Source organism: Leptothoe spongobia TAU-MAC 1115, from assembly GCF_018739885.1.
Taxonomy (GTDB): domain Bacteria; phylum Cyanobacteriota; class Cyanobacteriia; order Phormidesmidales; family Phormidesmidaceae; genus Leptothoe; species Leptothoe spongobia.
Map to the genome: position 1 here is coordinate 212,911 of NZ_JADOES010000004.1, position 22,592 is coordinate 235,502.

Consider the following 22,592-nt stretch of genomic DNA (forward strand, 5'->3'; position numbering starts at 1 on the left):
CCACCCTACGGGGTTAAATGCCTGGAATCTCCGAGAGTTCACATTCCAACTCTTCTACCGAAAACCGCATCATATCCTGCCATTCATTGAGGGTAAACGTGAACCCTTGTTGATTCGCCATCGTCACAAACGATTCCACATTGGGGGCCGTATTCAACGAATCCCGTAAACCAGGATTCGACTGGGCTTCACGATAAAGCTTGATCACCTGCTCTTTAGCCATCGTTAAGGGGGCTCCTGACACTATTGAGTAACTAAGGTTGAATAAAGACTGTTATGCAACTTGTGGCGCAGATAGGAATAATACTAGCAACTTTTATTGATGGGTTTACTAAATAATTTAATTTCATCCGTGAACCCACGATTTCCGTAGATTATTTGCAATATTACTTATTTAACGTTACAGACAGCCTCTAAATCTCAACTTATTTAACGATAGGTAACTAAAACGCAATCGAAAAGTATCAAAAAGAATTTATTTGTAAAAGCGGTGTCAACTCTGAAAATCACACCTATTATTGAAAAGCATTCTGGGAGGAGATGACATCTTCTGGATGTTCTTTGTTGATTATGTGTAATTGTGTGATCACAACTACACCTCCCTATAAACCAGTATTATCATCCGTATTCTCCTTTTCTCCTGTTTTCGAGGCTTCAGGCATAATCATTGTCGGATGTACCATCAGTGGCCAACACCCAAGACCCGTTACCAAAAGAACGAGACTTATTAGGAGAAGGCTGGGGCTTTCCTGTGCGGGTAACTGTACAAGGAGGGTTTCAGCAAAGTCAGGATTATCGCAACCTGGATGAGTCCATTGTGATTATTTTGGGCACCCGCTTAGGAGAGCGGGTGTACCGCCCCGATTTTGGCTCTCGACTCCATGAACTCGTCTTTGCCCCATTAAACGATGACACTTTGTTGCTGGCCCAAATTTATGCCCGTGAGGCCCTGCAACAATGGGAACCCCGGATAACGATTGAATCAGTGACGGCCACTCCCCTGCCCGATGCCGCCAGTTTGAGCATTACCGTTCACTATCGGGTGCGCACCACCCACCACCGACGCAGTTTAGTGTATCCGTTTTATCTCACCCCCTCTGTTTAATGGAGCAGCAAGAAATGCAGTACTTAAGACAAAGGCCGAGATGTAATCCCCTCCTGGGAGGGGCAACGGGGTGGGTTGACCACTGGCGCTAGCTATGAAACCCACCCCGCCTAAAGGCATCGATGCTAAGAGATATTTTTTCACTGAGACCTAATTAAATTCTCATTTCTAACTCCATCTGTTTGCCCCCCAGACGCTATGGAATTTGACTTTTTACCTAAGCTGCCAAACTCCAACCTAGATGACCGTCAGTTTAAGGACCTGGTGGAAGAATGTTTGTTGCGCATTCCCCGCTACTGTCCCGACTGGACCAACCATAACCCCAGTGATCCGGGGATTACCATGGTGGAGCTATTTGGCTGGCTGACGGATCAAATGATGATGCGGTTTAACCAGGTGCCGCGTCGTAACTATGTAGCATTTTTAGAATTACTCGGGATTCGATTACAGCCTCCGGCTCCGGCCCAGACGGCACTCACCTTCTATCTGTCCGCCAGCTTGCCCGACCCCTATACCATTCCAGCCTCGGTGGAAGTGGCCACCGAACGAACAGAGACAGAAGAGGCGATTGTGTTTAGTACGGATCGGGCCTTGACGGTGGGGATCCCCCATATTGTTCATCTGCTGACGGCGGAGACTGACGAACAGCAGCCGACTGTGCTGCATGATCGGCTGTCGGTGCGGTGGACTCGGCGGTCCGATGGTCGCTGGGCCGGGGCCGAACAGGCGATCTTTGACCCCACGCCCCAAGTGGGGAATTGTTTTTACCTGGTGCTTGATCCGGACCAGGCCCTGGAGGGTAATGTCATTGCTCTAAATTTTGAAGGTGAGTCGGCCACCCCCACAGGCATTCGCCCAGAGGTTCCCCCCCGACAATGGCAGGCCTGGAATGGTCAAACCTGGGTGTCGGATGTGCTGATGCAGGAGAGTGATGATGAAACCCACGGGTTTAGTTTTTATGATTCTGGCAGTGACAGTGATGTGCAGCAGGGGGAAGTGGTCTTACATTTGCCCCAAAATCTCCCCGTAACCGAATTTGCTAGCTATCGGGGACGTTGGGTGCGGTGTGTGTGTACAGATTCGACAGTGGCGACGTATACCAATTCCCCCCAATTGCTGAGTGTGGCTGCGCGGGCCATTGGGGGGACGGTGGATGCTCGCCAATGCCTGACTATTCACAATGAACTGCTGGGGGAAAGCAATGGCCAGGCGGGACAGAAATTTCAAGTGCAAACTACCCCCATCCTGCCCCGGCAAGACTCAGAAACATTGGTGGTGACGTTGCCCGATGGGCAGCGGCAGGAATGGCAGGAGGTGCCGGATTTTGCTGATTCGGGGCCAGAGGATCTACATTACACGTTGGACTCTCTCACGGGGTTGATACAGTTTGGGCCTTTGATTCGAGAACCGGCTCAGTTGAAATCGGCGACTCAGGTGCGATCGCACCAACAATCTCTCTCCTCCAGTGCCCACAGCTCCCGCGACACCGCCGTCCTGACCCTGTCTCCCCAACTGTTAGAACGACAATATGGGGCAGTCCCCCCCCGAGGGGCGGTGCTCACCATGGGGGCCTATCGCACCGGCGGTGGCCAACAGGGTAATGTGCAACCCCAAACCCTGCGGGTGATTAAGTCGGCGGTGCCCTATGTGGCCTCCGTGACTAATCATCAAGCCGCCTACTACGGTACCGATGCAGAATCCCTGGACTCGGCGGTATTGCGGGTCCCCAAATTGTTGCGCACTCGCGATCGCGCCGTCACCGCCGAAGACTTTGAAACCCTGGCCATAGAAGCGGGGGCGGGGGCCGTGGCCCGCAGTCTTTGTCCGCGTCAGCTCAACACCCAGCCAGGGCTGATCACGGTGATGGTGGTGCCCAAAACCAACCTGGGTGATATTGAGGCAGGTATGGGCATTTCTCCCCAGGCCCTCAGTCTCACACCGCAGCTCAGCCAAACTGTGCTGCAATATTTAGACGAACGGCGACCCCTGGGGCTACAGGTCAAGCTAGACTCTCCCAGCTATGTGGGGGTGAGTGTGACCGCCGAAGTGGCGATTGAACCCAGCTACGGTTCGCCCGAAGCACAACAGGTCATACTACACGATCTCCAAGTGGCCCTATATCGGTTCTTAAATCCGTTGACCGGTGGCCCCCATGGAGACGGCTGGCCCTTTGGCACACCCGTGTATCCGTCCGATATTATTACCCGGTTGCAAACCATGACCGGGGTGCGATATTTGGGCACGGTGATGTTGTATGAAATTCGGCAACAGGGAACAGCATGGGTACGGCGACTGGCCCCGGACAATGTGGTGACGCCTGACCCGCTGGGCCTGGTGTGTTCCTGGGCCAATGCCCAACTGCATTCGGGCCACACCATTAGTTTGATCGGTTAGGGGAGACACCATGGCACAGACCCAAACCGGACGGCTGATAGACATTTCCCTAGTATCTTTGCAAGAACCAGATCTCTCGTCTGGCTCGGCGATGACGTTTTCTCCCTCTAGCACGTTCTCCAAAATTGCCGGGTCCCCGTCGTCCTCTCCCCAGGCCACCCGTCTGCAGCTGCATCCTGGAGAGTTGGGAGAGTTAGTGGTGCGGATTAAACATCAGGGGGACACGCCGCTGCAGCTCCAGTTTTCAGTGACGGGGGATGTGCCCCGAGACTGGTGGCAGCTACGCACGGAGGGGTCTGAGCTACCGGCTAATCATCAGATGGAGGCGGTGTTGTATTTTGCGATCGCATCCGATTTCTTTGAACGTCCCCTATCGCCGCAACAATTGCCCCTGCGATTAGATTACAAAGGACAACTTAAGGTAACCGCCATCTCTCCACGCGGTGATAGCGAAGAACATCTCAGTCCCTTTGAAGTATTAGTGCGTCCCCCCAGTTTATATCTGGACTTTTTACCCGATATTTACCGACGCATTGATATTGTTGGTCGATTTCTCAAAATTTTTGAGACCACCTTTGAACCCACCGTTGATATCCTGGATCATCTCTGGGCCTACCTGGACCCCCTGACCGCGCCCCGCTCCATGTTGCCGTTTTTGTCCCATTGGGTCGGATGGTCCTTCGAAGCTCCCCTAAGTTTAGAACAACAACGCACCCTGATTCGCTACGCCATGGAGATCTATCGTTGGCGTGGCACCCGGCGAGGATTGCGGTTTTATCTACATTTAGCTAGTGGGTTACCCCTGGATGATCATTTACCCGATGAATCACAAAAATCCATCGGCATCCATGAAAACTTTAGCCCTGGTCATGTATTAGGTCAAACCGTTCTCGGCAGCTCAACCATTCTCGGCGGCAGTCGTCCCTGTCACTTTTCCGTGCATTTGCGCGCCCCCGACAACTATTCCCTAGACGAAGCCTTAATTCGCACCATCATCGATCAAGAAAAACCCGCCTTCTCTAGCTACGATCTTGCCATTGAAACTCCGTCAGACAGTAGTTAATAAATTAAAAAGTCAAAAGTCAAAAGTCAAAAGTCAAAATGAATCAGCAAGTCCGATACCCCAAGCCTAACTTTCATTTTTGACTTTTTAATTGCTAATTTTTAATTTTTAATTTCTCTCCCCCCATGCCCCTCCAACCCCTCCAACGCCTCCACGTCAACGACGGTCTACTGATTACGGCCAACCACTGGCAGATTGCCCATAGCTATCACCAAAACCGCCAGACGATTCATTATCAATCGCTCCACCAGGGTGGCATTGTCGATGGCTTAGGCATTAGTGTGGCCGAGATTCCTGAGGCGGCCCCCAGTCGCTATCGCTATCCGCGCTGGCTGACGATCCAACCGGGCTTGGCGATTGATGGCCAGGGCAATCCCATTGTCGTCTCCCGACCTGAAAACTGTTATCTGTCGGCCCGACCCACTGAAGAAACGACTATCTACATTGTACTCAAACACTCGGAGCAAACATCTCAAGCAGAGACCGAGATTGTCCAGGACGCTTTCCAGATTATTGAGAAAGACGTGCCTGCGGAGGCCGACGAGGTGGAGCTATGTCGGGTGCAATTATCACCGGGGATGAATGCCCTCTCCGCTCCAGAAAATGTCTTTGCCCCTGGGTTTGATCAGCTCGATTTGCGCCATCGCCGCTCGGTACAATCCCAGTCATCCCTAACCTGTCATGTGGGTCTGTTGGCACACTCTCCCATGGGTGCAGCTCAGTTTGAGTCTCTGTTTGAATCCTTGCCAGGACTGTATCCTAGCCTCCAGGGAGCCATGGTGGACTCTCCCCTGGAGGGGAATCTCAGCCATGTATCCTACGATGAGTTTTGTCAATTGGATCGGTCCACCCACCATCAACTGGCCCAATATTTGCAGCGGGGGTGTGTCCTGCTAATTGATGCGGCTGAAGATGAGGTGCTGAATCTGTATCGGGCTGAGCTAGAGCTACAGCAGGCGATGGCCGCTAAGCCTCAGCGCGGCGGGCCGTCGTTGAGGGAGAAGGCCCAGGAAGAATTGCAGAGAATCCAAGCTTGTATTACCGATGAAATTGCCACCCTCGCTGCACCAATTCACACATTTCTAGACACCGAAGGCTTGTCAGACCCCTTAGGGACAAATAGGACAAACGGAACAAATGCCCTAACTGCCGAGCAACGGGTTCACCAGGGAGAGTTTTCCCTGGCGCGCGCCCATCCGTTTCGCTTTAGTCATTTGCCCACGGTGCAGCAGCGACCCATTGGGTTATATCGCTGGGGTGGTGTGCTGTTATTAATCGGTCCATTACTCCAGGCCTGGGGAGCCAACGATGATCTGTATCTTGACCGGGAAGAGATTCGCTCGGCCCAGGAATTGGGCATTAATCTCCTCACCTTTGCTGCCCGTCACCAGCAGCTACACCAGTGGCTGATGCCTGTCAGTCATCCTCCCCACCCACCGTCTAACTAGGCTATCTCGCTCGATTAATGGCTAAACAGATTCTGACCCAGTTGTCCACCCATTCGCTTCAGGTTGGCGCAGGCCGTGACCAATTTGAAGTGATGGTCAATAATCTCAGCGATCGCTTTGCCACCTTTACCCTGGAGTTATCTGCGCCCGGCATCGCCCGTAACGCTAGTCAGGATTGGTATCGTTTGACTCCCGATATCTCTGCCAAAATTCCAGCGGGGGATCAGGCTAACTTTATTGTGAATTTGCTGGCGCTACCCCCCGTCTCTGGTGGTTTCACCGGCAAGATGAACCTTAATGTGAATGTCACCTGTTTAGAACTGGGGGAAAAAGATCGGCAAATTATTAACCTGGTGGTGCAGGGACCGGGGATCACGCCTCCCCAGATATCGATGTCTACCCTTGACTTTCAAGGAGAGCCTGGGGATTTGATCGAAATTCCGCTGCACATCGCCAACCATCAGCGGAATACGGCCAATATTCAGGTTGAGCTTAAGGGGTTACCACAATCTTGGCTGATTGATGGTCATAAACGACGGTTGCAGTTGTCGCCTCGGGGCCAGGCTGAGTTGTTATTTATCTGTCAACTACCGTCCTTGAGTGAAGCGCCCAGCCAGGTTTATGACTTTGAAGTGGAGGCCAGCCAAATTCAAACCCAGCCCGTGAGTCAGGCGGCCACCCTGGAGATTTTGCCCGTGGGGTCTTTGTTGTTTGACTGTGACCTGGCGGGAATTAACCCAGGGGATGATGGGACCTACGATGATGCGGATTATGTTGAATTGTGGGAATCGAGATCGCACCAGTCCCCATCGACGGAACCTGAAACCACTCCAGTCAGAACGTCCAACGGAAGAGATCCCATTAGCTATAGGGTGACCCTTGACAATGCGAGTAATGTGGCCCAATCTGTCAGGATTGCCTTAAACCGCATTGATGTACCCTGGTTTAAGCGACTATGGGCCACATTACAACGAGATTTTCCCACACCCGCCCGCACCACTCGCCATTGCCTGCAATTAAGTCCATCCCAGGTCGCTTTAAAGCCAGGCGCGCGCACCACCATGGCGTTGACGGTTCAACCCCAGCCCCCCTGGTGGGGGTGGCGACGGCGACAACGGTTTCAGCTACGTTCCCAACTGCAGCAAACCGACATTGATCCCGCCGATCAACAAATTGAGCTGGTAATTCCACCCAAAATACCACTTTGGCTGCAGTGTCTAGCCTTGCTGCTATTGGGCCTGGCTTTGGGACTATGGTTCAAACACCTGACCAACCACCGGGCTCCGGTTAATGCGGTGCAATTTGACGGTCAGGCCAGCATGGTGATTAGCGGAGCCAATGACAACACCATTCGCCGTTGGCAAATAGTGCGTCGGCTGCGCCGGATTGACGTTTTGCGGAAGGATATCAGCAAAGCCGTGCGGGTGGTGCGCTATCGCCCCCGTAACAATAATGTCCTAGCCGCCGGATTGGAAAACGGTGAAATTCAGGTTTGGAATCTGCTATCGGAGTCATCCCCAAAAGCCCTCGTCTTCAAACGAGATGATCGCGTCTTTGACCTGCAGTTTAGTCCAGATTCTCGCAGTTTGTTTAGTGCCCACGGTAGCGGGTTAGTGTTGCGCTGGCACCTACAAGACCTAGAGACCCATAATCGACTCACCACCCCGGCCCAGGAAAAACAGTTTAACTTTGCCATTCAAGCCATGGCCCCGATTGGTTCAGTTCCTGACGAACAAACCAATGGTGCCGCCACCCTGGCTATTGGTGGGCGTCGTAACCAGCTCCGGTTATGGAATACCCAGACCAACCGGGTAAGATCCCTACCCTATCCCCCAGGGCAAGAAGAAGACTATATCACCAGCCTGGACACGGCTGAAAATAAGTTAACTCGTCTAGCAACCGCCGACAACCAGGGCCGCATTAGTCTCTGGAATATGAGTCGGTGCAGGCCTGATAGCTCTGATCATACAAATAATACAAACTGTTTACCCACTGACCAATGGACAGATGGCCATCGGGAACGACCTGTCAACGCAGTGGCCCTGACCCAGGATGGCTGTTATCTAGTCAGCGGCGGTGACGATGGTCGAGTCATGCTGTGGTCCCTCAATATCGATGGTCAAATCATGGAACACCGACAACTCGCTAAGTTTTCAAAATCTATCAACAGTGTTGATATTGTTCAAAAGGAGAATAAACTGACCATAGTCAGCGGCGGCGATAACCACCAGGTTAAGTTACACCGCACTACTGCCGACAACACAGCCTGCCCCTAAAAATCTTCCTCGTTCCTCGTTCCTCGTTCCTTCCCCCCTTCCCCTCTTCCCCTCTTCCCCTCTTCCCCCCTTCCCCCGCCATGACCCGCTATTCTGTGCCAATGGAAGCGTTGCCCCAAATTGCTCTGGATCATGCTGCCGCAACCGATCCCATTGGTGTGATTATCTCGTCATCGGGTCAAGATCAGGTCTTACCAGGGGACTCTTTAGAAATCAGGGTTACCGTTACCAATAAAGGGGATAAAAGTGCCGTCATTGACATTTTCCTGGATGAGCTGCCCGTCGCCATTCACCCCTGGTGTGAAACAATTCAGACCCAGCTGGCCTTAGACCCAGGTGAGGGAGAAGATGTCACCTTGCGCTTTGATGTCCCGGCCACGGCTCTGGCTGGAGCCTATGACTATTGGCTAGTGGTGGATGCCCCGGATCACTATTCCGGTAGACCGCCCCATCGTTATCCGCACAGCCTCAAGGTGTTGCCCCCACCCCAATCGGCACTAAGAGAAAATACTCCCACCTTTGCGGTGGAACCGGTGACCACCCACACCAAACCGATCAAGGTTCTGCCCGGCAACCCCCTGCAGTTTCAGGTGTATGTTTACAATCGCTCGGACCGGGTTGATCGCTTTCGGCTGCGTTGTGCCGATCTGCCAGAGGACTGGGTCACCATTAATTATCCCCAAGGGTTTCGCACCCCTGGGTTAGCTATTGTTGAATCCCAGCTGGATCTGAATCCAGACATGGAAGGGGTGATTTTACTCACCCTGACACCGCCCCCCAATGCCCTGGCCCAAACCATGTTGGTTACCCTCCAGGTCAAATCAGAAAACAACCCAAAACTTAAGTTGCTGGATGTTCTCTACCTGCAGATTGAACCGCTTTATCAGGTGACGACCCATTTTCGCACCCTGGTCAGCCGCATTCAGCAACAGCCGGGACGTTATAGCGTGCAGGCCACCAATCAAGGCAATACCACCAGAACCCTGGATTTTCAAATTGTTGGGTTGGAAGGGGGAGATCTCTGTAATTACACTATCCACCCATCATCCTTAACCCTGGCCCCTCAACAGGCTTTGGTAAGTGATGTCATGGTTCAGCCCAAGCATCCGTGGAAGCGACCTCTGTTTGGTGGCGGACGGGTGATTCAGTTTGAAGTGGTGGCCACGGACCCTGCCAAAAAGCCATTGATCGAGAACCCGATGCAGGGGTTACTGATGTGGGAGGCACGGCCCTGGTGGCAAATTTTACCCTTTATTTTGTTACTGATTGGCTCTTTTATCGGGCTGATGTGGCTGACCTGGTGGTTCTTTATTCATCCCCCCGCGCCCTCTAGGGTGCTACGCTTTGCCCCAGAAAGTACTGCCTATGATGCTAGTAATGACGATACGGTATCCGTCGGGTTTGAGATTAGCAATCCTGGCCGCATTCAACAGCTAGAAATCATTGGTCAGTCTGTTGAGGGAGATTTGTTAAGTGGTCCCTTAACCTATGATCTCAGTGGCAAAACATTACCGCCAGAGCTTGAATCGTTTTGTATTGAGCGACGACAGGCCCTCACCTGCCGCAATGTGCGCACGGATGCCAAACGGGCCGGAGAGTATCAGTTTATTCTCAATGTTATTCCTAAGCCTGGGCGTAATGCGATTCCGACCCAGGCTCAGTCGGCTTTGGTTGCGATCGCACCCATTCCACCGGCCCCATTACCCAGTATTGAAGTCGCTCCCTCTGCCAAAAGCTATGTAGAAAAAGCTCCATCTATCGTAAAAGATCCAATCGAGCAGACCAATACTCAAACTGCAAAGATTGATTCCTCGGCGGTCCCTTTAGCTGAACAAACCTTTTTAGATCCCAATAATAGTGAGCATTTTGAACCCTCTACACCTGTTGAAGATCCCCATGTAGTTCGGGCAAATTGGTATATCAGTCATCCTGAGCAAATCAAAGCCATCAAGTTAATTGTAAGGGATGCCGAAAAAGCTGTTGCAGCTAAGCCTCTAACATTTGAATTTAATCAGCAGCAGCAGCCCAAGGAGCCAGCTAACTTAAAGGATATAATTCCTACAAAGCTGGCCGATGGCTTTTGCAATATTGATGAAACTCAAATCTTAAAGTGCGAGAATGTGCCAACGGGTTTACGACAGCCGGGCACTTACACCATTGATGTTGTTGCAATTCTCCGAGATAAACCTTTGGCAGAGGCGATTGTCACCACAAGCGAGCCCACCCAGATTAGTCCTCGTCCACCTAAAATAATTTCTCTTACGTATAACGACTCAACCGGTCCGATACCGCTAGTCACACCTGGTATACCCAACTATTTATCCGATTTTTTCGTAGCCGTTGAAGCAGGAAATGCTCAGAAGATAGTCACGTTGAACTGGGAAGTGGAGGAGAATGTAGGCACTCAGGTGATGATCCTACCGACACCAGGACCTGTCGCAGCAGTGGGCACTTTATCAGTGCCCATCAGATTAGATTCAGGAAAAACCATCCTCTCCTTTAAAGTTCAAAATTCAGCCGGGGAAATGGAGGCGAGATCCTTTAGTATTACCCCCTATGATCCTACCCCAGAAAAACCACCCGAAATCGTTATTAATACGGGCAGTGACCAGGCAGCTGGTGCGACAGCTGCTGGAGCAGCCAACGGTGCAGCGACGGGAGAGAATTCTTCAGGCGAATCAGAGACATTTGAAGGCCCGCCCGTAACCATTAAACCAGGGAAGGTCTCTCCTGTAGAATTACCCCCTCAATTTGAATGATTTTCTACTGAAGTTGGACTTTCAGCCTTTAGTTACTCTAATTTATCAACAGCCTTAGAAGAATCATGTCAGAACTATTTCCATTTGAATACTCTGGGGAGTCACCCACTCAACCCCCGAAAAAATCATTCATTTCAATCCGTTGGATTTTACCCTTGTTTGTTGTTGCCCCTGTTATTGCCGGCATCGCTCTAACGGGTTGGTTCGCTTATATCAGTGGTCGACAAGCCGTTGAAGACACCGTTAATCAAATCAGTACAGAAGTTGCAAAAAATATTCAGACGGAAGTTGTCAGCTATCTTGAAGTGTCCATTGTGACCTCGAAAATGTTAGTGGCCGAAGTCAATAGTGATGTCCTTAATATTCAGGATATGGCCACACTCACCAACTATCTTAAGGAAACCCGAGAAACCTTCCAAACGACACGAGCAAGTCAGAATATTGCAAATCTTTTTTATGCTAATGAAGCCGGTAAGCACGCTACCAGTCAGTCAGACTCCACCAACTTTGATCGACGGAAGCGTCCCTGGTATGAAGCAGCCGAGAAAGCTCAAAAAGCAACCTGGGCAGAAGTTTATAACGACCAAAAAACCTCTGATTTAGTCTTGACCCGTGCAACTCCTATTCAAAATCAAGCCGGAAATTTGGAAGGTGTTTTTGGAATTGATATCAAGTTAGACTCCCTTAGTGATTTTCTTCAAAATTTAGAGGTTGGCAAAACGGGCCAGGCATTTATTTTAGAAATGATAGATTCTCAGCAGTCCACTGGGGAACTCATCGCCACACCTACAGATGAGGATTTGTTTAAGGAACAGGCGGGAATGAATGCTAGCATTCAAGCTAAAGATAGTGAAAATGAGCTGGTACAAAAAACAGCGAAACATATTCTAGATGTTAACAATAATCTTCTATTTCCAAATTGTGATCTAAGTAAACTTTCTAATGAGGCAACCATCAATCAAAAAAATGACAATTGTGAATTCAAGATTGATGGAAAAAGATATCGATTTCGGGTCAATTACCTTGGAGATCAGGATATTAAAATTAAATGGCTGATTGTGGTCACCATTCCTCAGCAGGATTATATGGGATCCATCAATAGCATTGTCCAAAAGGCACTATTAATTGGGATTGGGATTACCATTCTTGCGTCACTACTGGCCTTAATTGGTGCAATGTATATTATTCGTCCCATTGAAAAGCTAAACCAGGCTGCCGATGATATTAAACAACATCAGTTTGAACCTCAAACCCTGGCGGATGTAAGAAATCGTCCAGATGAGTTTAGTATTCTTGCGGATGTATTTGACGACATGGCCACGGTAGTAGTAAGTCGGGAACAAAGTTTGTCGGACCAGGTCAAGCAGCTGGAGACTGAGAAGCTACAGTATGGTGGTAAAGGCGGCGACCGTTATGCGTTGGACGTCGCCTTGCGCCAAGCAAAGCAGGCCCGTCGTCAATATCGTCAGCGTTAAAAGGAGAGAGTCTATGCTGCGTAGATCTACGATGAGTATGGCTGTGAGCCGTAACATAGTCCGTAGTATAGTTAGTTGTGCCATGCCGGTAGCGGTTTTCCTGGTGTTGCCATCATCGATGGCTTGGGCACAAACATCCCCTTTAGAAGATGCAATTGAAGATTTTGAATATTGGCAGAATCTGTGCCAGCTCCACATTAGTGCGGCAGAGGATAAGACGGCCGCAGACGAAAAAGAAGCAGACTATGGAAAAGCGCTGATGGCCTGTGAGCAGGCCATTGCCCTGGAGCCGGAAGATGCGGGTATCTGGGTGCAGCACAGCCGTATTTTACTGAATACAAAGCAATATCCGGATGCGATCGCATCGGCCAATCGAGCCTTACTATTTGATGCGGAGCATTCCTTAGCCATGACCTACCAGTGTATGGCCTATAGCGCCCTCACCCAAACCGAAGCGGCCCTGGATCGCTGTAATGAGGCTCTACGGGTGAACGGCAACTGGGGAGACAACAATCCCACCTTAGCCTGGTTATATCGTGGCATTATTCTGGCCCAGGAAAACCAATATGATCAGGCGCTGGTGGCCTATGAACGCACCCTATTGTTGGAGCCCGATTACGCCTTTGCCCTAGCCCGCAAATGTGAAGCCCATGTAGCATTGCAACAGGCGTCTCTGGCAATTCAAACCTGCAATGCAGCGTTGGCAGGCAATGACCAATGGGGAGAGGCCAGTCCAGCAATGGTATGGATGGCACTGGGGCGAACCCACACCCAGTTGGGCCTATATGATGATGCGATTTTTGCCTATGATCAGGCTCTGAGTCTGGATCCAATGAGTGCCGTCACCTGGGCAGCTCAAGGGCAGGTGTTTGAATACCTAAGACATAACGAAGAAGCGTTAATTTCTTATAACCGGGCGGTAGCCATTAAGGCAGATTTTGCTGACGCTTTATTAGGCCAATGCAAGACTTTAAATCGGTTAGCAGTGGATGCAAAGCCAGATAAAACAGGAGAAATCTATGGAAAGTCTCTAGCTGCCTGTGATGCGGCATTGGCCGGGGATGGTGATTGGGGAGAGAATACTCCGGCGAATGCATGGCATGAGCGCAGCATTGCTTTGACGGGAACGGGTAAATATGAAGAAGCTCTGGCATCGATTAATCGGGCTGTGGGAATAGAACCGCGCTATGCGGAGGCTTACAATCAGCGGAGTATTGTTTATTGGTATTTGCGGGACTACAACCGGGCGTTAGAGGCGAATGCTCATGCGTTGGCATTGGATGAGTCCTATGGCCATGGTTGGTTTACCCGTGGGTTAATTTTCCGGGCTCAGAGGCAATATCCTCAGGCGTTGGAGGCTTATAATCGGGGGTTGGGGTTGAATCCTTGGAATGAGTGGGCCTGGACGAACCGTAGTTTGGTTTTGTGGGAGCTGGAAGAGTATGAGGATGCCCTCATATCGGCGGAAGAAGCGATCACAATTAATCCGTCGTCGGTTCAGGCTTGGTATAACAGGGGGGCGGCTCAGTCGGCGTTGGGGGCTTATGGGAGTGCCGTTGAAAGTTACGATCGAGTGCTAGAGCTAGATGAGAAATATGGGGCGGCGTTGACGGGGCGCGGCGTGGCGCGGTTTCATTTGGGTGAGGATGAGGATGCGATGATGGATCTCCAGATGGCGTTAGCGTTGAATCCAGAGGATGAATTGGCGAAGGAGACTTTGGAGGCGTTAAGTTCAGATGGGCAAGGGGAAGGTGATAGGTGAAATAGAATAGGGATCGAGTACTGAATAGTTTATGCGACTTAATTGGGCTAATAGCCACAGAGCAAAGCTTTTGCCTATAACTTGCACCCCTTAATAAATCCTCGATCCTAGGTGAAAATTTTGGGAAAAGGGTATTACAGATTGGTGACGGTGAAAATTTACACAGATATTATGTCAAAGGAGGGGAGAACCTGAAGTCTATGCCGGATGAGATGGAGGAAAGGGGGGTGCACATATACCGCTGAATCGGGGATATATGTGCACCTTTTGAGTAATGACACAGTGGAAATAAACGGAATAGGGACGGTTACTGGCAATGTTATAGGCAATTGAAGAAAACCTATAACATTAAATAAAGAAAAATATAAAAAGGCTTGAGTTATGCATGCACAAATCAAAGAATCAAAAGAGACTAAAAGTAGAGCGGTGGCTAATTTTTTAGCTCAAAAGAAAAGTAATCTAATCCAGAAGGTCGGTTTTGAGGATAGCCGATCGAAGGCTATTGCTAAGAAAAAACTACAAGAGACTATAAGTAATAGTTTGCATACCAAAAAAGCGGTCAAGTTGAAAAACTCTGTTCATCAATCAAATAAGTCTGTTGCACAAAAACAACACAAACATGGATTATATGAAATCAAAAACGATGGCACCAATCTACGAGAAGAGAACAGTCCTTATAATATTATAAAAAAACTTAATGAAAAAACGAAAGTTGAAGTGCTTGACAAGGGAGATCGTGAATCATATTTCAAAGCAGGATGGGTAAAGAATCAACACTCCTGGTCTAAGGTAGAAGGTAATAAGGGGTGGATACAAGATGGCAAATTAAGACAAATCTATGATTCTATATTATTCAATCCTTTTGAGCATCTTGAGCAGCAAAAGGAACCAAAAACTGGGAAAAAATGGCAAAATAATAATGGAGAGGCTATTTGGATAGAGAATAATAACGCATACGACAGGCAGGGGAAATGTATAGGCTCTGTGCAATCCAATATTAAAGATGACACACTTTTTATCGGTGGCATCAATAGTGATGTCTCAGGGGTTGGTTCTATTTTAATATTATCTGTTCTGGAAAAACATAAACATGTAAAAAATGCGGGAGCATCATCAATGGTTGGTTCTTTTGGTTACTGGAAAATGTTGGGACTAAATATAGATGAACGTTTGCTGTTAAAAAACACAAAAGAAATGAGTAGAGAAGACATACAAAAGGAGAATGATAACCTAAAGCTTAAGTATGGGTTGAAAGGAATCATAGGCAAAACGGAGGCCATAGACCGTTCAACTTTTGAACAAAATGTAAGAAAACATATCCAAAAACATAATTGGCTCCTAGAGAAATAGAGATTGCTTTGACAGTCCCAAGATTTTCATATCTTAATAAAGAAGCACTTTGCTTATATATTAAAGCTTCGATAGATTTTTTGCTTCTCATTGAGTATTAATATAGCCTATAACAAAAACTAAAAGCCATTGCAAACGTCTTTTAGCCCAATTATTATAGGCAATCGATGAAAGTCTATAACATCCACTAAGAACAATTAAAAAAGTTTGAGAGATGTATGAACAAATAGAAAGACCAAAGGATAATCAAAGCCAATCAGTTGCGAATGATATTTCTCAAAAGCTGAGCTGTGTTGAGTCTATTTTTCAATTTGTCGACAACAGGCCAGAGAATGTTGCGCAAAGAGTTATAAAAAAAGTTGCTAAGAATGGTGGCCGAAAATCAGGGCAGTTAGTTTCTCAGGTTCCAAAAATTCAGAATTCTAGTGCCGATGTGGTTCAGACGGATTCTGAATCAGCCATACTACAGCGGGTACAATCATTTGGTAATTTCCTTACTGCAAATGAACAATCAGAAGACCGCGTGAGTAATAGTTATTATAAACGGTATTTAAAAAATGTTTTAAAGCCGCTAGCTGATAAAGGCGCAGGCATAAAGGCAGAGGTTTTCTATAAGGGAAAAGATACCTATGATGATATCTTGGCAGCTGTAGCGGAGATAGGCAGTAAATATCAAACGCTATTTGAGTTTGCCTTAGATAATGAGGGGGTAAACCATTCTGTTGCCAATTTACAACAGAGACTGTTGCCAATAATGGCAGACCTTACCACAATAGAGTCATTTGTTATTCCACAGCAAGCGATAGATGAAGCTTATGAGCAAGCCGCTTTTAAGGGTTCATATAGTGATTTTGTTGCATGGGTGGCAGTGACTAAGGATGAAGAGGCTTACTCGGGGTTGGGCAATGCAATAGCCGTAATGACTGAGCTGGAAAAGAATTTTCCAATGCTCTTTGAGTGGATAAAACCCGATATCATGTGTACCAGAGATAAGCGTTTTTTTATTAAAGAGGATGTTTATGGTGATAGAGTTGCAGCGGCGACCAGCCTACGAAAGGTTATTACAGAACACCAATTACAAAAAACTGCTGGACCAGAAAAAACCGCAATGGTATTGGGTGGCCAGAATGTGGCAATTGTAAAAGGTATGCCATTGCAGGAAGTTGATGATATGGAGGTTGAGGAGAAGTTTGCAAGCGATGACGTAGTTATGCTTTCCGAGGTGGGTTTTTTAATTGTGACCACCGGTGTGGGTGATGCGGCTCCTGTGAATATTAGAAAGTTAGTGGACGTTGATAAACACGCTTTTATCGATACGGGCGGTAATTATGCTCATACCTCGGCAGAGGGTGCTCCTTCGGTTGATGAACAAACACAAACTAATTATGAATCATTTTTAGACACTCTTCCTGAACAAACCCGCTCGCAGTTTAAGCCATGGGCTGACTTAGAACGACCGCTAGCCCGTCCTGCGGCGATTTTACGATAATGAACTAGATCTATTTTAAAACCGATAACAAAACCTAAAAGGCTCAATCGGCGTTTCAGGGAGTTAGACGAGCAAGGTGCTCAATAGACTATTCAGCAAGGCTTTCCCCCTTTTTCTAGCATTATGCACAAATTCAAAGAACCCCAAATAGATCGGTAATTTCTCTTGCGAGATACCTCAATGGGGTCTCAACCATGACCGTAGCAATGACTAGAAACCTTCCATCGTATTGACATGGACTTCACAGAAGCCATCCCCATCGTCATCTCGGGCATATTCTCCGGCACTGTGGCAAACACTCTTGTGAGAATAGCCCCAATCCGGGTAGGATGCGATGCATCGCACCAGTTTCAGTAGCTGAAGCCAAAGCATCATAAACACCAGGAATCTCCACCGTATCAACCATTCGCTTTCCCTCCATTCTAAACACCTGCTCCTGCCCAGATTGCAAACGCCCATTCCCCTCCGGCAACAACACACAAGCCGTAATCACCGCCGCACTGCCCAACAACACCGGCCAAAACAACAACTTCGGATGAACATTGTCATCTTTATGAATCCAATACATAATTCGATTGTTACCATCATCCGGCAATGCAAACAAATAAGAATTAACCGAGACCCCCAACAATGCCAGATACATTAACGGATAAAAATACTCAACATAAACAATACTAGACCCCGCAAACTGCTCGCGGATCTGCACCTGCGATAACAGCACCACAAAAAACAGACCAGAACAAACACCTATCACTCCACTAGTGTTCATGCCGAACCTTGATTCTTTTGCAGGATCGTTAGTAATCATTATTAACGTCGCAAATGTCAGACAGGCAACAATAGCAAGCGGCAAAATATAAATAACAAGAGAATTTAAGAAACGTCGCTTGAGCACAATATTAAAATAAAGTTCCGGATAGTCATTCTGCATTCCTTCTTCAAAGATGCCAAAATTAGAATTATATTTGTACTCTTTATAATCAAAGTAAGTCTCTTCTATATCCCAATGACCTAGAACAATATTTTCATCATAGCCAAATGCTTTGCCAGCTTCGGTAGACTCATATCCGTCGAAATCAGGTAGAAAAAACTTACCCTGACCAAATTCACTGCTCCATAGTCGGATCCAGGCTATCTTGTGATCAAATGGATACTTTGAATAATCAAATTTTTGCTTCAATGTCGTTTCAAAATACCAACCAACAACTTCTTTATCGCCTTTGACTTTTCTATATGCAAATTTAGGTTCAATATTACTGCCACTTTCAACGGCTTCAGGCAGAACAAAGCCAACCGGAATATCGTTCGAGTCTTTATATTTTTCGGTATAGGCTTTGTCATAGATTTGCCAAATATAGCCTGTGAAATTTACCTCTGACGAATTTTTAAACTTAAGTGATTGAATAAAAACTCCTGTGGGTATTTTCTCTGTTAATAGGTTTGAGAAATTTTCAGACAAATACTCGTCAACGTCTGCCTTTCCCATCAATTGCTGCTTATTCGGTCTATAGGTTCGGGTGGTATAAACCCACATACCTCCAATTAAAATCAAAAATAGAAGAGAAATAGAATTAGAAATTCCCCACCACTTTTTTCCATTCATAGTAGTTGTCCTAGATTAATCAATTATTTAGAGACATCAACATAACGCGAGCCATCTTCCCAAAAGTAAGGCATATGCTTCAGAAACTATGCCCATCCTAGATTCTTGAAAATGTCCCAATTAGATTTTTTCAGCTTAAGTTGACATCCTTATTTAGCATCCTAATACTACAAATTTCTCACACAATATCTGCTAGCATTGTCGCCGTCAGAAACATTATGTAATAAAAAACTCAGGTAGTATTATCTAGGACTGATACATATAGCCTTTCTGCTACATTATGATATGTCGTGATATTAAGTAACCTTGATATTAAGTAACTAAGCTATATCAGCCCCAATTTTCCAGTAAATTGGTAAGCCATCGGCAGATAAATATCCCATAGGAAACCGCTGAGATTTGGATCACCAACTGTTATTTGCTGAGGATGGCTAAATGATCCTAAATCCTTTAACGACTAACATTCTCCGACGCTACTTACTCAGGTTACCGTTATCCCAGCGAGTATCACGATATCAATCTCTGATGACGGTAGCCTGGCTCCAGGCCACTCTAAAGCAGATTAAGCCAGAGGTACTACCCGATGAAAGTCTCCCTTCCGATCTAGAGAAAGGGGAGATGCAAGATACTATTCAACCCCTGCCGCCCTACTATCGCCAATACCGTTGTACCCAGGGCGATCCCCTCATCTGTCGAGAGCATACCAGCACCCCTGGCGAACCCACCAGCCTCATCTGCCACCAATGCTACTTTCCTGCCTGGCTCACCCCCGAGCAACAACTCATCGGCAAACAGGGCCAGTACCAAATCAATCAACCGTTGGGCCGCCGAGGCATTAGTCGCCTCTACGCAGGCATTCATTTGGGTTCCGAAGAGTCCATCATTATTCAAGAATATCTCTTACCGTCGCGATACTTTAATACCGACGAACAACGCCGTTACCAGGAACAGTTTATCGGACTTGCCGGAATTGCCCTCGCCGATGGTCGCTCTCAGGATATCCGCATTGTTGCTCCCTCAGACGTCATTGTCGATCCCGCTGGAGATCGATGTTATTTAATTACCCCTGCCTTTAACCGTACTCCCACCTTAAATCAGTACTGTGCCCACCACGGTCCCTTTACAGAGTCAATGGTGCGAGACCTGCTCAATCAGGCCCTTCAAACCCTGATCTTTTTACACCAACAACGGTTTACCGTACCCACTGGTCAAGTGCAGCAGGGGGTTATTCACGGAAACCTGAACCTCAATAGTTTGTTGTGGGCGGCTAATACCGATGACAGGCCTCCCCACGGGTTTGTCTATGTTACTGACTTTCACCTCTGGACCAATCTCTTTGACCCGGCCATCATCGAGCGTGGCGATTTAGGAGCCCAGGATGAATTGAGTATTCAAGATGATTTGGGGTCCCTGGGACAGGTAGCCTTCTGGGTACTTAATGGCACGACCGTAGATGACCATGGTTATTCCCTCAATCCTCGTCTTAATAGCCACTGGCCCAAGGAGACTGATAAAGACTTGCAACAGTTTATTCGCCGATTAATTGGCCCTGACGTCACCTTTGAAAGTGCTGAAGCAGCTCGTAATGCCTTACTTGAACTGCCGCCGCCGTTGGCCATCAGTCACAGAGAGACACGGGCTGCGGCAGTGGTCGCCCCTAAAAAGACATGGTATCGGCGGTTAATTCCCTTTGTTGCCGTGGGGGCTGTCGTACTGGCTGTTCTGGGGGGACTACTATGGTTAGTCTGGCGATCGCAACAGACGCGACGTCTGGCACAGTCCGTGTTACCCCCCTGCTGTCTCAAGGATGTGGACGGTATTCCCTCGGGGGAGTATACCTATGCCATCCCAGATTTGGCCTATTGGCAACCGCTGTTTCAACCTTTGCCAGATGCCCAGGATCGCACCAATATTGTTGCCCAGATTCCTGGTCTATTAGATCGAGCGGCAATGCTTCAGCCTGATCTGACGTTTAAGCGGTACCGTCCTGAGTCTGAGCCAAAGACTGATGACTTTGAGGATAAATCGGTGGCGGCTGCGATCGCAGCCGTCCAATCTGGCCAGGCCGACTTTGCCATTGTGCCCATCACCCAGTCATTACCCCCTGATGTAACAGCGACTATCATTGCCTACGATAGCCTGGTACCCGTGGTGGCCTTTAGTTACTTTAAGCGAAAGGGGAGTTTACCCACGGCACTCCAGGGCAAGGTAACCATGACCGACCTGGAAAAATTGTATGACAATAAGATCACCAACTGGGACGAGCTGAGTTCTGTTGAACTGCCGGTGAAGCGTTACTGGTCCGATGATGGAACCAACCAAGAGATTTTTCAACAACTCGCTACTGGCAACCGCTCTTCTGAAATCTCGACCAGCCCATCATCGGTCAATGAACAACCCTCAGAGCAGCCCCTTTCGCTACTGCCCATGTTACGTCGCATTTTGCAGGATTTTGAAACCGATGACACGGGTAGTATGGCCATCGCTCCCCTGAGTCAGATATTTGGCCAATGTTCTGTCTATCCGTTGGCCTTAGAAGATGGCCGTCGAGCCATATCACCGCTGGTCTTTGATACGGGGAAGGTGGTGACGCCAGCCAGTGATTTGTGCGATCGCAAGGGTAGTTACGCCCCCCATGGCGATGTCATTCGAGCAGGGACCTATCCCCTGGCCTATCCCCTGGCCATTGTTTATCCCCTGGACAATACCCGATCTGCCATTGGCAAAGGCTTAGCACAGCTGTTACTAACCCAGGAAAGTCAAACCCATTTAACGACATCCGGAATGGTGTCCGCCTATCCCCAGCCTAAAAACGCCCAATCCTCTCCAAACTTGCATTCATCACCTGATTATTCTGTCCCGATACCGAAAACGCTAACGCCTCCCGATAAACCCGCTGTGCCGGATGCCCCGCCAAATTTGCCGCCCCTCGCGACACAATTACCGCCCCATGGCCACAGCGCACCGCTAAATCAATTGCCCAAGCCCGTAGCCGTAGCCGTTCCTCCGATGGATTTGCCAACGTCCCATAGGTTTCTTGTCGACATCTAATCAACTCATGATTCAGTCTGTTATAAGTCTGCTCAATCATTGGCAACGTAGACGATCGAGCCCTCTCCAAAATATCTAATCCACCCCGAGCACAGCCCAATGCAAAGAAATTGTGCGTCAGTGGATAACCTCGGTCAGCCTTCTGGATCCAGCCAACGGGCTTAATATCCAAAACTAACTCTTGGGGCGCAAACCAATCGTGTAAAGTAGCTGTCACCGTTTGCGTTGCTCCCAATGCGGCCAATTCCATCGGCGCACTAAACGAAAGAGTCTCCCCTACACCATGGAACGGGGCCAACACAAACACCGCTTGCCCATCCGGTAGCTGCGCCGCCAACATCCAATGCTCAAAAATCCCAAATCCCGTAATCCAAGGAACCATACCGTTAAAAACATAACCACCAGCAATCTCTTTTGCCATCACCGGTTGTTGCGATCGCCGCAAATGAGAGAATCCCACACCAAGACCTATTTGACCCGCGATCGCAGCCCTCAAATATTGCTCTTTCAACCCCAGATTGCCAGAATTCGATAGCTCCTGAACACATCGCTGATGCTGACTTTGCAAAAACGCTAGCGCCCCAGAATAGCGCGCCAGTTGCTCAATAAATTCATAAATTGCCTGGGACTCCCACGCCTGACCACCCCAGTCCCGCGACGCTTTCAGACCCAGTAAACCATGACTTCCCAGCTGTTGAAATGCCTTGTGTAATGCCTTTGGATCTCGATCTAACTGAGCAGCTTGAGGTGCAATAAACGTTTGAAACAGACAATCGAGATCTTTGGTTTGTGGACTTGAAATAGCAGATGCACCCAT

13 protein-coding genes and 1 pseudogene are annotated in these 22,592 nt (G+C 48.3%); 10 read left to right on the forward strand and 4 right to left on the reverse strand.

Annotated features, from left to right (window positions below; translation table 11 throughout):
• Nucleotides 1-13 precede the first annotated feature (13 nt).
• Nucleotides 14-223 carry a Nif11-like leader peptide family natural product precursor gene (locus IXB50_RS03720; RefSeq protein WP_215607591.1) on the reverse strand — a complete coding sequence of 70 codons (210 nt, stop codon included), beginning with the start codon at nt 221-223 and terminating at the stop codon, nt 14-16.
• 462 nt (nt 224-685) lie between these two features.
• Here IXB50_RS03720 and IXB50_RS22385 point away from each other — a divergent pair, with 462 nt between their 5' ends.
• From IXB50_RS22385 to IXB50_RS03770, 10 genes are all read left to right on the forward strand, one after another.
• Complete coding sequence (locus tag IXB50_RS22385; RefSeq protein WP_215607592.1) at nt 686-1,105, forward strand: GPW/gp25 family protein; 420 nt, start codon at nt 686-688, stop codon at nt 1,103-1,105.
• A 198-nt stretch (nt 1,106-1,303) separates the two neighbouring features.
• On the forward strand, nt 1,304-3,499 hold the full coding sequence (locus tag IXB50_RS03730; RefSeq protein WP_215607593.1) for a putative baseplate assembly protein: 2,196 nt from the start codon (nt 1,304-1,306) through the stop codon (nt 3,497-3,499).
• Between the two features lie 10 nt (nt 3,500-3,509).
• On the forward strand, nt 3,510-4,562 hold the full coding sequence (locus IXB50_RS03735; protein WP_215607594.1) for a phage tail protein: 1,053 nt from the start codon (nt 3,510-3,512) through the stop codon (nt 4,560-4,562).
• 125 nt (nt 4,563-4,687) lie between these two features.
• Nucleotides 4,688-6,010 (forward strand): hypothetical protein, encoded by a 1,323-nt coding sequence (locus tag IXB50_RS03740; protein WP_215607595.1) that lies wholly within the window; start codon nt 4,688-4,690, stop codon nt 6,008-6,010.
• 17 nt (nt 6,011-6,027) lie between these two features.
• A complete protein-coding gene (locus IXB50_RS03745; protein ID WP_215607596.1) occupies nt 6,028-8,286 on the forward strand; it encodes a WD40 repeat domain-containing protein in 2,259 nt (752 codons plus the stop codon).
• Between the two features lie 80 nt (nt 8,287-8,366).
• On the forward strand, nt 8,367-11,045 hold the full coding sequence (locus IXB50_RS03750) for a COG1470 family protein (RefSeq protein WP_215607597.1): 2,679 nt from the start codon (nt 8,367-8,369) through the stop codon (nt 11,043-11,045).
• 65 nt (nt 11,046-11,110) lie between these two features.
• Entirely contained in the window at nt 11,111-12,520 is a 1,410-nt protein-coding gene (locus IXB50_RS03755) for a PDC sensor domain-containing protein (protein WP_215607598.1), read from the forward strand.
• Nucleotides 12,521-12,533: 13 nt separating this feature from the next.
• Nucleotides 12,534-14,282, forward strand: a complete 1,749-nt coding sequence (locus IXB50_RS03760) for a tetratricopeptide repeat protein (protein ID WP_215607599.1) — start codon at nt 12,534-12,536, stop codon at nt 14,280-14,282.
• A 381-nt stretch (nt 14,283-14,663) separates the two neighbouring features.
• On the forward strand, nt 14,664-15,632 hold the full coding sequence (locus tag IXB50_RS03765; RefSeq protein ID WP_215607600.1) for an SH3 domain-containing protein: 969 nt from the start codon (nt 14,664-14,666) through the stop codon (nt 15,630-15,632).
• Nucleotides 15,633-15,846: 214 nt separating this feature from the next.
• Entirely contained in the window at nt 15,847-17,121 is a 1,275-nt protein-coding gene (locus tag IXB50_RS03770; protein WP_215607601.1) for a hypothetical protein, read from the forward strand.
• Between the two features lie 63 nt (nt 17,122-17,184).
• Here the strand turns inward: IXB50_RS03770 and IXB50_RS22735 are convergent.
• The 3 genes and pseudogenes from IXB50_RS22735 to IXB50_RS22740 form a co-directional block, all read right to left on the reverse strand.
• Nucleotides 17,185-17,442: pseudogene (locus tag IXB50_RS22735) on the reverse strand (IS1595 family transposase); the annotation flags it as partial.
• On the reverse strand, nt 17,384-18,724 hold the full coding sequence (locus tag IXB50_RS03775; protein WP_215607602.1) for a ligand-gated ion channel: 1,341 nt from the start codon (nt 18,722-18,724) through the stop codon (nt 17,384-17,386). The gene IXB50_RS03775 and the pseudogene IXB50_RS22735, both read right to left, overlap by 59 nt.
• A 2,806-nt stretch (nt 18,725-21,530) precedes the next feature.
• Entirely contained in the window at nt 21,531-22,592 is a 1,062-nt protein-coding gene (locus IXB50_RS22740) for an acyl-CoA dehydrogenase family protein (RefSeq protein ID WP_215607603.1), read from the reverse strand.